Annotated in this window: 8 protein-coding genes; 2 read left to right on the forward strand and 6 right to left on the reverse strand. The window is 71.4% G+C overall.

Going from position 1 to position 11686, the window contains the following annotated elements:
• Positions 1-34 precede the first annotated feature (34 nt).
• From ACRWK8_RS22800 to ACRWK8_RS22825, 6 genes are all read right to left on the reverse strand, one after another.
• The gene (locus ACRWK8_RS22800; protein ID WP_431872790.1) at positions 35-2395 is read right to left on the reverse strand and encodes a M64 family metallopeptidase; all 2361 of its coding nucleotides are present in this window, start codon (positions 2393-2395) and stop codon (positions 35-37) included.
• A 154-nt stretch (positions 2396-2549) separates the two neighbouring features.
• Positions 2550-3482 carry a DMT family transporter gene (locus tag ACRWK8_RS22805; RefSeq protein WP_431872792.1) on the reverse strand — a complete coding sequence of 311 codons (933 nt, stop codon included), beginning with the start codon at positions 3480-3482 and terminating at the stop codon, positions 2550-2552.
• 188 nt (positions 3483-3670) lie between these two features.
• Positions 3671-5218 (reverse strand): hypothetical protein, encoded by a 1548-nt coding sequence (locus ACRWK8_RS22810; protein WP_431872794.1) that lies wholly within the window; start codon positions 5216-5218, stop codon positions 3671-3673.
• Positions 5215-6105 carry an ATP-binding cassette domain-containing protein gene (locus tag ACRWK8_RS22815; protein ID WP_378739519.1) on the reverse strand — a complete coding sequence of 297 codons (891 nt, stop codon included), beginning with the start codon at positions 6103-6105 and terminating at the stop codon, positions 5215-5217. Before ACRWK8_RS22815 ends, ACRWK8_RS22810 begins: the two co-directional genes overlap by 4 nt.
• Positions 6102-6902 (reverse strand): zf-HC2 domain-containing protein, encoded by an 801-nt coding sequence (locus tag ACRWK8_RS22820; protein WP_431872797.1) that lies wholly within the window; start codon positions 6900-6902, stop codon positions 6102-6104. Before ACRWK8_RS22820 ends, ACRWK8_RS22815 begins: the two co-directional genes overlap by 4 nt.
• Positions 6899-7489, reverse strand: a complete 591-nt coding sequence (locus tag ACRWK8_RS22825) for an RNA polymerase sigma factor (RefSeq protein WP_378739523.1) — start codon at positions 7487-7489, stop codon at positions 6899-6901. Before ACRWK8_RS22825 ends, ACRWK8_RS22820 begins: the two co-directional genes overlap by 4 nt.
• Before the next feature lie 137 nt (positions 7490-7626).
• Between ACRWK8_RS22825 and ACRWK8_RS22830 the strand changes: the two genes are divergently transcribed.
• Both ACRWK8_RS22830 and acnA read left to right on the forward strand, forming a co-directional pair.
• On the forward strand, positions 7627-8562 hold the full coding sequence (locus tag ACRWK8_RS22830; RefSeq protein WP_378739525.1) for an LLM class F420-dependent oxidoreductase: 936 nt from the start codon (positions 7627-7629) through the stop codon (positions 8560-8562).
• Positions 8563-8902: 340 nt separating this feature from the next.
• Complete coding sequence (gene acnA, locus ACRWK8_RS22835; protein WP_378739527.1) at positions 8903-11665, forward strand: aconitate hydratase AcnA; 2763 nt, start codon at positions 8903-8905, stop codon at positions 11663-11665.
• Positions 11666-11686: the final 21 nt, after the last annotated feature.

An 11686-nucleotide genomic window follows, 5' to 3' on the forward strand; every position in this document is an offset into this window, starting at 1 on the left:
CCGCGCGCCGGACGGGACGCGCGGGCGGTTGGTGTCACAGGTCGGAGCACTGCCCCGCGACGGATCCCGTGACGTCGTTGGCCGCGCCGAAGTCGGTGGCGGCCAGGTTGTTGCCGGAGCAGGCGACGGAGCCGCGTACGGTGTTCCCTGCCAGGACCGGGCCGTAGCCCCGCGCGTCACCGGACCAGGTGGCGGCGGGCACCTGGGTGTTTTCGTTCAGCGCCAGCGAGCCCGTCAGGGACGAACCCAGGAGCGTCACCTCGGAGGTGGTCCCGGTGATCGACACCGCGCCGCTCACCTGGGTGCCGGAGAGCCGGACGGTGTCGGCGCCCGAGGCGGACAGGCCGCCCCTCAGGGAACCGCCCTCGACCACCAGTGAGGCGCCGTCGGCCACTGTGACCCCGCCGCGAACGTCGGCGCCGTCGAGGCAGACCACGCCCGCGTCGACCCGCAGGCCGCCGTTGACCGCGCCGCTCACGGTCTCGGTGCACTCCAGCTCCGTGCCCGGGACGACCGTCGCCGTGAAGGACTCGGGGGAACCGATGTTGCCCGCCGAGTCGATCGCCCGGTGCTCCACGGTGTGGGTGCCCCAACCGGGCTCGTGGGAGTCGACCTCGAACACGGCCATGGAGAGGCCGCCGCTGCCGAGGCTCCCGTAGACCAGGTCATCGACGTTGGTCCCGTCCGGGGTGAACCGGAACGGCGCCTCGGAGTCCTCCGGCCAGCCGTAGTAGTGGTGCCAGCCGTCGCCGTCCACCCGGAACTCACCGACCACGTGGCCGTCACCGTCGTCCTCGGGGGACAGGCGCATCGAGAACTCGTTGAGGTACAGGTGGTGCCCGCCGTCCGCGACCGTGGCGGCGGCCTCGGAGAGCTCGCGGGGCGCGCTCGGGTCGGTGGCGTCGACGGCCCACGTGAGGGTCTGGGAACCCGGCCTCTCGGGGTCGGTCACCGTCGCCGTCAGTACGTGGTCTCCGGTGCCGAGGCCGAGCTCGCCCAGGTCGAGGGTGCGGCCGTCGGTCGAGGTGGACACGGCGGACCCGTCCAGCTCCCAGGCGACCTCCATGATCCGGTCGGTGGGCCGGGTGGTCTCCGCGTAGACGACCTCGGTGGCGCCCACGGCGCGCTCGGTGTCGCGGTACCGGGTGAAACCGGCCTCGACGGACACGTCCTCCTGGGGCTCGCCCACGGTCCAGGTGCGCGTCTGGGTGAGGGCGGCGGAGTCGCGGATGGCGGGGTCACGGACGAACTCCGTGGGGTCCTGCACCCGGACGCTCACCTCGGTCCCGGGGGCCAGGTCGAGCCCGGCCAGCTCCAGGCCCCGTGCGCCTGAGGCGTCGGCCAACTCCTCGCCGTCCACCGTCCAGGTGTAGTCCAGCTCGTGGTGGACGGGGTGCGGGCCCTCGACCCACACCGCGTCCTCGGCGCCCACCTCGCCCTCGGGGGTGGACGAGACCGGCAGGGTGGCCCGGTCCCGCAGCCCCGAGATCCGCTGGGTCATCACCTCGCGTCCGACCTGGTCGAAGTAGTAGCCGAGGGTCTTGAGCATGGAGTGGTTGCTGGGGCGCCAGACGCCCTCGGAGTGGTAGAGACCGCCCTCGTGCCCGTCGGGGTCGGCCGCGCTGATGGTGCCGCCGGACTCGCTCTCCTCACCGAGCCAGCGCCACCACTTGGCCTCCTCTTCGAGCATCTGCTCGGAGGTCATCAGGGAGTGGTGCGCGGAGGTGGGTTCGGCACCCGTGTAGCGGCCCAGGCTGGTGTCCCGGAAGTAGTAGGGGTACTCGTCCTGGAGCGCCCCCAGCGAGTGCGCCAGCTCGTGCGGGCTGATCAGCGCGGAGAGGGCGTTGCCGGACGAGGCGGTGGCCAGGCGCCCGCCCGCGCCCCCGTAGGTCCCGCTGTTGGCCAGGGCCAGGATCTGGCGGTTGTTCGCGGGCACACCGGGCACCATGTCGGCGGCGGCGTTGGCGGCCGACGAGTCGACGGTGAGCAGGCGCTCCAGGGCCGACTCGTCGCAGCCGTTGAAGAAGCCCATGCCCAGCGCGGTGTCGCGCCGTTCCCACCCGTGGGCGGGGTCGCAGTCCACCCCGGACTCCGCCGAGGGGGTCTCCACGAGGTAGACGTTGAAGTAGTTGCGGTAGGAGCGGAACGGTTCGATGCTCCACTGCACGTTGAGGTGCTGGTCCACCTGCTCACGGAAGAGGGGCATCTCCTCCTCCGTGTAGCCGTCGCCCAGCAGGACCAGGTTGAAGCGTTCGGAGGGGTCGCCGGTGACCTGGAGGGGCACCACGGAGGCTCCGTCCAGGGGAGCGGCCTCGGCGGGGGCGGCGGTGCCGTCGAGCACGGCGGCCGTGGCCAGCAGGGACAGGGCGGCCAGGGCCGCCGCGGATCTGCGCAAGGGGTTTCCTTAGTCAGGGGATGAGGGGGATGTTGCCGGGAAGCGTACTGACGTTCGCACGCCGCCTACCAGGGCAAGGACCATAAGCACTTCGATAACCCCAGGACACGCGGACGGCGGGTGGCGCCCCGTTTCGGGGACGCCACCCGGGGACTCAGACGTGTCGGCGGCGGCGCGCGGGCGCCTTCAGGACGGCCAGGCCCAGGGCGAGGACGACCAGCCCGGCCCACGAGACCAGGGGAAGGCGCTCACCCACCAGGGCCACGCCCAGCATCGCGGCCACGGCGGGTTCGGCCAGGCTCAGCGTGGTCGCGGTGGAGGCCGAGGTGTGCCGCAGTCCGTGGCCGAACAGCCAGTAGGCGAGGAACACCGTGAACAGGGCCAGGTGCAGGGCGACCAGCGCGCCGTTCACCGTGGCCAGCCACGCGGTGCCGGTGGCCAGCACCACGGGCAGCACGAGGACGCCGCCCCCGGCGAACATCGTCCCCATGACCGCGCCCGAGGTGTGCCCCCGACGGATCAGCTTCTCGGCGATGATCGCGTACAGCGCGTACGAGAACCCCGCGACCAGGGCGAGGAACACGCCCAGGGCGCTGGTCGAGCCGGTGGCGCCGGTGAGTTCGGGACCCAGGACCAGCACCGCGCAGCCGATCACGGCGGCCACGGTGGCCGCCACCCAGCGCGCGGTCGGCCTGGACCGGTCCACGCACCAGGCCAGCAGACCGGAGAAGACCGGTGCGCTGCCCAGGGTGATCACGGTGCCGACCGCGACCCCGGCGTTGGCGACGGCGGGGTAGAAGGACAGCGGGTACCCGGCGACGGCGACCGCCCCCAGCAGCAGGGTCCACCGGGTCCGGGCGTCGGAGCCGGTGACCAGCGACGTGGAGCCCCGGCCGACGAGGAAGAGCAGGAGCCCGCCGAGGACCAGCCCGGCGGAGCCGATCGCGGCCGGGTGAGCGCCGTCGGGCGCGAACGAGCTGGCGGTGCCGGTGGTGCCCCACAGGACGGCCGCGCCGAGGATGGGTAGCGCGCCACCGGTGATCCGGTGGTTCGATCGCGTGGCGAGGGAGGAGGTGTGGTCTGGCATGTGCGTACTTTCCGTCTGGACGCCTGGGAAGGGTGCTTGACGGGCGCACGACGGACGGGGCCGCTCACCGTGTCGGTGGGGCCTCGGGGTCCGGGAAGGTCAGCGGGTGCGCCCGGTCAGGCGCACAGCGGCGGAAGGACCTTGTGCCAGTAGTAGTTCACGCCCCCACGGTAGCGTGCGCCCGGATGTCAGGGGCAGACGGGGTCCCGTCCGTCGGGGTCGGTCGGGACGGGACGGGTGTCCCATCCGCTCGCCCATGTCGGGTCCGGGAGGGCGTCCTCGCCGGTCAGCGGGAGCTCCAGCAGGTCCGCCAGCTCCTCGGTGGTGGTGTCGGCGGACAGCAGGGCCTCCCAGTGCTCCTCGACCACCCGCGCGACGGTCCGCGGCGGCAGGTCGAGCATCGCGTGCGTCAGGCTCAGGTCGAGCGCGGAGGGGTCGTAGTAGGAGAGGAACTCCTCCGCCGCCTCCGTGCCCTCCGGCTCGGGGAACCCCTCGTTCGCCGACACCAGCCAGGCGCCCAGCACGATCCTGGCCTGCCCCGCGCCCGAACAGGAGTAGTCCTGGTACCGGGGGAGGCCGAGCACGTTCATGGTGACCTCGACGGTCAGCTCGTTGCGGTAGTAGCCGATGTCGGGGTCCCAGGCGTCGTACACCATGACCGTGCCCGGCGGCGGGAACGGTTGGGGGGAGTTCGGGAGGATTAGCCCCCCGGTCTGGAACTCGCGGACGTCCCGGCGCAGGAGCCCGGTGCCCTGCCACACCATCGGCAGGCGGTCCCGCGCGCGTTCCGGGATCCGCTCCACCGTGGGGGAGAGCGCGGCGTGCCAGTAGTCCACCCACGACTCGTAGCCGGGGAGGGGACAGTAGGTCACCCCCTCCCGGACCCGGCAGGGGTCGGCCTCGGCGCCGTACACGTCCCGGTCGGTGAAGGGCGTGTAGTACGAGTACGTGCTCTGCGCGTACACGTTGACGAACGCCACCCCCGCCAACAGGAGCGCCACCGCCCCCAGCGAGACCGGGCGCAGCAGCCACCGATCCCGCTGACGCGCGAGCGCGACCACCAGGAGCAGGACCACCAGGAACGAGACGTGCACCAGGGACACCACGCCGAGCTGGGTCACCGAGGGCTCGTTGACGGGCAGGGGGTCCAGTACCCAGCGCGCCACTCCGTTCAGCCGTTGCAGGATCTCCTCCGCCCGGGTCCCCATGGAGGTGACCGTGTACAGCAGGTACGCCGGTACGAGCAGCAGCAGCACCACGAGCGGGGTGTACGAACGGGTCCACACGGCGCAGGCCAGGGCTCCGAGCGGCCCACACCAGCCGAGCAGGAACAGGGCCAGCACCGCGGGCGGAGCGGCCGTCCCCGCGGTCGGCTGGGAGCCGGACAGCAGGTAGAGGACGATCAGGACACCCACGCACACCGACGTGACCAGCACGGACGCCAGGGCCAGGGACAACAGACGGGTCCGGGCCGACAGCGGCAGCGCGAACCCCTCTGTGTGGCGCGCCTCGCGCAGGGCGGGGAAGGTCGTCACCGCGAACATCACGGCGGCCACCCCGAGGGTCTGGAGCCGCACCTGGTCCATTAGGTCCGACCAGGTCGGTAACGCGGGTTGGTACGCCGAGTACGCCAGCCCGACCAGGGTCGCGGGCACCAGGGCCAGGAACACCGGGCTCACCAGCAGGTGGCGCAGGTTGAACCGGGTCAGGGCCCAGAAGGTCGGGACGCCGCTCACCGGATACTGCCCCGTGCTCCGGTGAGCAGGAGGTAGGCGTCCTCCAGCGAGGGCTCCACCGGCACGCCCGCCGCGGAGTCCGGGTCGTCGACGCCCTCGGGGACGAGCACCCGGTACCGGCCGTCCGCCAGCCGCCACGAGGTCACCCCCGTCTCGGGGCGCGAACCCTGCTCCCACACCCGCCCGCGCGCCCGGGCCACCAGCTCGCCCGGGGTGCCGTCGAAGATCACGCGGCCCTCGTCCAGGCACAGCACACGGCGGCACAGGGCGGAGACGTCCTCGATCTGGTGTGTGGACAGCACCACCGTGCTGCGCACCGCCAGTTCGGAGACGAGGTCACGGAAGCGGATGCGCTGCTCGGGGTCGAGCCCGATGGTGGGTTCGTCGAGCAGCAGGAGCTCGGGGTCACCGAGCAGCGCCGCCGCCAGCCCCAGGCGCTGGCGCATCCCACCGGACAGGCGGCGCACCCTGCTGTGCCTGCGCTCGTACAGGTCCACCCGGCGCAGGGCGCGGCGGACCTCGTCGTGCCGCGCGCGACGCCCGCCCAGCTCCTTCAGCACCGCCACGTAGTCCAGCAGACCGAAGACGGTGAAGTGCGGGTAGAACGAGGGGAACTGCGGCAGGTAGCCCATCCGGCGCCGGATCTCGGTGCGGTCGGCGGCGCCGTCGGGGTCGCGGCCCAGCACCCGCACGTGGCCGCCGGTGGCCTCCAGGTCGGTGGCCAGGCAGCGCAGCAGCGTGGTCTTTCCCGCGCCGTTGCGCCCCAGCAGCCCGGTCACTCCCGGGCCCAGTTCGAGGTCGATCCCGTCCAGGGCCCGGCGGGTGCCGTAGCTGCGGACCAGGCCGCTCACGCTGACCCGGCTCGCGGACTCGGTGCTCGTGGTCACGCGGTCCTGACCCTCCACAGCACGACACCCGCGAGCAGCGCGAGCGCCGTCGCCCAGCTGGCCTGCGCGGCGGGAGTGAACAGCAGCAGCGGGTCCATGCCCTCCGCCGCTCCGAGCAGGACCAGGGCCAGCAGCCACGCGATGCCTACGACACCTCCGGCCAGGCTCAGCGCCATCCAGCGGCTCAGCGCCAGGCACCCCGCCACCATGGCCAGCGCGGGCAGCAGCCAGAAGACCGCCTCCGCCAGGGTGGAGACCGAGGGCATCAGGAACGCCGCGGCGGTGCACAGCACCAGGGCGGGCACCAGGACCGCCGTCGTGCGCAGGAACAGGAGCCGGTACCCGGCCAGGGGGGTGACGGACGTGAGGCTGTGCGCCGGGTCCACCCCCCGACCGTAGGCGAGGGCCACACCGATCAGGGGCACGATCGGAGCGGTGAAGGAGAACAGCAGGGAGCCGCGCGGCACCTCGTGCGCGACGACCAGGGCCATGCCCAGGACGAGCACGGTCGCGCCCAGCCAGGCGCGGTAGAGCTGCGGTGTGGCGGCCAGGAGCTTGGCGGTGTCCTCGCGCAGGCCGATCACGGCCAGCAGGCGTTCGATCGGGCCGCGCCGGGGCTGGTCCACCACGTCGCGGAGGTCGGCCCAGCTGCGGTCCAGCCAGCCCTGGTCGGCGGGCAGCAGGGCACGGCAGTGGGAGCAGTGGGTCAGGTGGGCCTCGGCGGACATGGCGGTGACGTCGTCGGCCGTGTGGGCCGCGTACTGGTGGAGTTGGTCGTGGGTCAGGTGCCAGCTCATGTGGTCAGTGCCTCCCGTAGCCGCGCCTTCGCGCGCATGACCCGTGTCTTCACGGTTCCCTCGGGTATCTGGAGGATCTCCGCCGCCTCCCGCACGGTCAGGCCGTCGAGCACGGTGGCCTTGATCGCCGAGCGCAGTTCGGGGGAGAGCTCGTGCAGGGCGGCGCCCAGGGGCCCGTGCTCGATGTTGAGCAGCACGGTGTCCTCGGCGGACGCGTCCCCGATCGTCTCGTACGGTTCGGGATCGCTCTCCGCGATCCACCGGTTGGCGCGTTTGCGCAGTTGGGAGATGAGCTGACGGATCGCGATGGTCCACAGCCAGGCTCCGGCGTCGGTGTCACCCGGGCGGGGGGTGAAGGAACCGGCGTTGCGCCACACCGCCAGGAAGGTCTCCTGGAGGGCGGCGTCGAGTTGGTCGTTGTCGGAGCAGCGGTAGCGCAGCCGGGCCCGCAGCCAGGGGGCGTGCCTCCGGTGCAGGATCTCCAGGGCGTCGGTCTCCCCGGCTGCGACGGCGGACAGCAGCACCGGGTCGGCGCTGTCGGGTCCGTAGTCGGGTGCGCGTCGTCGTGCGCGGCGGAGAAGCTTCACGTGGAGGGCTATCGCGGGTCGGGGACGGAACGGTTCTGACGGGGGCGGCCGGGTTCGGTCGGCCCTGACCTCGGCTTTTCCACAGTACCCGCGCGGCGGTTTCCGAACGGTCGGTACGGTGGGAGAAAATGGGGCGTATGCGCCTGAGGATCTTCCTTGAACCCCAGCAGGGGGCCACGTACGAGGACCAACTCGCCGTCGCCCGAGCCGTCGAGGATCTCGGTTTCGACGCCCTGTTCCGGTCCGATCACTATCTCTCCATGGGCGACCACGTCAGCGGGCTCCCCGGTCCGACCGACGCGTGGATCACCCTGGCCGGTCTGGCCAGGGAGACCTCCCGGATCCGCCTCGGCACCCTCATGACGGCGGCCACCTTCCGCCACCCCGGGCCGCTGGCCATCTCGGTCGCGCAGGTCGACCGGATGAGCGGCGGCCGGGTCGAGTTCGGCTTCGGCGCGGGCTGGTTCGAGGAGGAGCACGCGGTCTACGGGATCCCCTTCCCCGACTCCGCGCGGGAGCGGTTCGACCGCTACGAGGAGCAGCTCGACATCATCACGGGGTTGTGGTCCACCCCGGTGGGGGACACCTTCCGGTACGAGGGTCGGCACTTCCGGCTCGCGGAGGGCCCCGCGCTGCCCAAACCGCAGCAGGGCCCGCACCCGCCGGTGCTGATCGGCGGGACCGGTCCCAAGCGCACACCGAGGCTGGCGGCCAAGTTCGCCGACGAGTACAACGTCCCGTTCAGTTCGCTGGAGGACACCGAGGCGGCCTTCGGGCGCACCGCCGACGCCGTGCGGGCCTCGGGGCGCTCCACGCCGATGGTGTACTCGGCGGCCCAGGTGCTGTGCGCCGGGCGCGACGAGGCCGAGGTGTCCAAGCGGGCCGCCCGGATCGGTCGCGACGTGTCGGAACTGCGCCAGAACGGCCTGGCCGGAACCCCCGACGAGATCGTGGAGCGGATCAGCCGGTTCGCGGCCGCCGGTGCGGAGAGAATGTACCTGCAGGTCCTGGACCTGTCCGACCTGGACCACCTGGAGCTGGTCGCCTCCGCGGTGGCGCCGCAGCTGGACTGAGGGGGGCGTGTGCGCGAGGGTGCCCGAGGGGGATGGCGCCCCACCCGATAACTTGATATCGAGATACAAGTTGGATACCTTGACATCAAGATAACAGCGGGGCTCCCCCCACCCGCTCCCGGCTCGGGCCTGTGAGGTCGACCGCTTTTCGGCAGCGCGTCCCGGGCCCGTGAAGTGGTGCGGCCAGCCGGCCGCGACCGGTGACGATGTGGCGTCGTTGCAGGTCAAAGCGGCCCTGATGGATCACGGAGGCGGTGGGGGTGCTCATCCGCGACCCCCGTGCCCCGGTGATCCGGTTAGGGCGGCCTCAGTAGGTCCCGCATTCGCCCCATGGGGCAGGATGCTGGGGACAAAGTGGCGAGATCAGGAGGCAGACACCGTGTCCGCGAACAGCTTCGGCGCCCGTGACACGTTGCGCGTTGGCGACGAGTCGTATGAGATCTTCCGGTTGGACGCCGTCAAGGGCTACAACCGACTTCCCTACAGCCTGAAGGTGCTGCTGGAGAACCTCCTCCGCACCGAGGACGGCGCGAACGTCACCGCCGAGCACATCACGGCTCTCGGCAACTGGGACGCCAAGGCCCAGCCCAGCCAGGAGATCCAGTTCACCCCGGCCCGGGTGATCATGCAGGACTTCACCGGCGTTCCGTGCGTCGTCGACCTCGCCACCATGCGCGAGGCCGTCCGCGACATGGGCGGTGACCCGGACAAGATCAACCCGCTCGCCCCCGCCGAGCTCGTGATCGACCACTCCGTCGTCGTCGACCTCTTCGGTCGCCCCGACGCGTTCGAGCGCAACGTCGAGATCGAGTACGAGCGCAACTACGAGCGCTACAAGTTCCTCCGCTGGGGCCAGACCGCCTTCGACGAGTTCAAGGTCGTCCCGCCCGGCACCGGCATCGTGCACCAGGCCAACATCGAGCACCTCGCGCGCGTCACGATGGACCGCAAGGGCCAGGCCTACCCCGACACCTGCGTCGGCACCGACTCGCACACCACCATGCAGAACGGCCTGGGCATCCTGGGCTGGGGCGTCGGTGGCATCGAGGCCGAGGCCGCCATGCTCGGCCAGCCGATCTCCATGCTCATCCCGCGCGTGGTCGGCTTCAAGCTCACCGGTGAGCTCAAGCCCGGCACCACCGCCACCGACCTCGTGCTCACCATCACCGAGAAGCTGCGCGACCACGGTGTCGTCGGCAAGTTCGTCGAGTTCTACGGCGAGGGCGTCGGCGCGGTGCCGCTGGCCAACCGCGCCACCATCGGCAACATGAGCCCGGAGTTCGGTTCCACCGCCGCGATCTTCCCGGTCGACGACGAGACCATCCGGTACATGCGCCTGACCGGCCGCTCCGAGCAGCAGGTCGCCCTGACCGAGGCCTACGCCAAGGCCAACGGCTTCTGGCACGACCCGGCCAACGAGCCCGAGTTCTCCGAGTACCTGGAGCTCGACCTCGCCGAGGTCGTCCCCTCCATCGCCGGTCCCAAGCGTCCCCAGGACCGCATCGCGCTGTCCGAGGCCAAGCCGACCTGGCGCCGCGACGTCCGCAACTACGTCTCCGACGACGCCGACGAGGCGGGCGAGGAGTCCTTCCCGGCCTCCGACGCCCCGGCCCAGGCCCCCAACGGCGCCCGTCCGCACAAGGCCGTCAAGGTCACCATGGCGGACGGCACGGAGACCGAGGTCGACCACGGCGCCGTCGTGATCGCCGCGATCACCTCGTGCACCAACACCTCGAACCCCTCGGTCATGCTGGGCGCCGCCCTGCTGGCCAAGAAGGCGGTCGAGAAGGGCCTGTCCCGCAAGCCGTGGGTCAAGACCTCCATGGCCCCGGGCTCCAAGGTCGTCACCGACTACTACGAGCGCTCCGGCCTGACCCCGTACCTGGACAAGCTGGGCTTCAACCTGGTCGGTTACGGCTGCACCACCTGCATCGGCAACTCGGGCCCGCTGCCCGAGGAGATCTCGCAGGCGGTCCAGGACAACGACCTCGCCGTCTCGGCGGTCCTGTCCGGCAACCGCAACTTCGAGGGCCGGATCAACCCGGACGTGAAGATGAACTACCTGGCCTCGCCGCCGCTGGTGGTCGCCTACGCGCTGGTCGGGTCGATGGACGTCGACATCACCACCGAGCCCCTGGGCATCGGCGAGGACGGCCAGCCGGTCTACCTGGCCGACGTGTGGCCCACCGCCGAGGAGATCCAGGAGGTCATGGACTCCGCGATCGCGTCGGACATGTACGCCAGCGCGTACTCGGACGTGTTCGCCGGTGACGACCGCTGGCGCGAGCTGCCCACGCCCACCGGCAACACCTTCGAGTGGGAGGGCGAGTCGACCTACGTCCGCAAGCCCCCGTACTTCGAGGGCATGGGCCAGACCCCGGCTCCGGTCACTGACATCTCCGGTGCCCGCGTCCTGGCCAAGCTGGGCGACTCGGTCACCACCGACCACATCTCCCCGGCCGGTGCCATCAAGCCGGGCACCCCGGCGGCCGAGTACCTCAAGGCCCACGGTGTGGAGCGTCGCGACTTCAACTCCTACGGTTCCCGTCGCGGCAACCACGAGGTGATGATCCGCGGCACCTTCGCCAACATCCGCCTGCGCAACCAGATCGCGCCGGGCACCGAGGGCGGCTACACCCGCGACTTCACCCAGGCCGACGCGCCGGTGTCGTTCATCTACGACGCCGCGCAGAACTACGCCGCGCAGGGCACCCCGCTGGTGGTCCTGGGCGGCAAGGAGTACGGCTCCGGTTCCTCGCGTGACTGGGCGGCCAAGGGCACCAGCCTGCTGGGCGTGCGCGCGGTCATCACCGAGTCCTACGAGCGCATCCACCGCTCCAACCTCATCGGTATGGGCGTCCTGCCGCTCCAGTTCCCGGAGGGCCACTCCGCGGACTCCCTCGGTCTGACCGGCGAGGAGACCTTCTCCGTCACCGGCGTGACCGAGCTCAACGAGGGCCGTATCCCCAGCACGGTGAAGGTCACCACCGACACCGGCGTCGAGTTCGACGCCGTGGTGCGGATCGACACCCCGGGCGAGGCCGACTACTACCGCAACGGCGGCATCCTCCAGTTCGTGCTCCGTCAGCTGATCGCCAAGTAGCGAGAGGCGTACCGAGACCGC

Source organism: Nocardiopsis eucommiae (assembly GCF_965344335.1).
GTDB classification, from domain to species: domain Bacteria; phylum Actinomycetota; class Actinomycetes; order Streptosporangiales; family Streptosporangiaceae; genus Nocardiopsis; species Nocardiopsis eucommiae.

Excerpts from the sequence above, each read along its gene's own strand:
- ACRWK8_RS22805 (WP_431872792.1), bottom strand. The coding sequence starts at position 3,482 with ATGCCAGACCACACCTCCTCCCTCGCCACGCGATCGAACCACCGGATC.
- ACRWK8_RS22820 (WP_431872797.1), bottom strand. The coding sequence starts at position 6,902 with ATGAGCTGGCACCTGACCCACGACCAACTCCACCAGTACGCGGCCCAC.
- ACRWK8_RS22830 (WP_378739525.1), top strand. The coding sequence starts at position 7,627 with ATGCGCCTGAGGATCTTCCTTGAACCCCAGCAGGGGGCCACGTACGAG.
- acnA (WP_378739527.1), top strand. The coding sequence starts at position 8,903 with ATGCTGGGGACAAAGTGGCGAGATCAGGAGGCAGACACCGTGTCCGCG.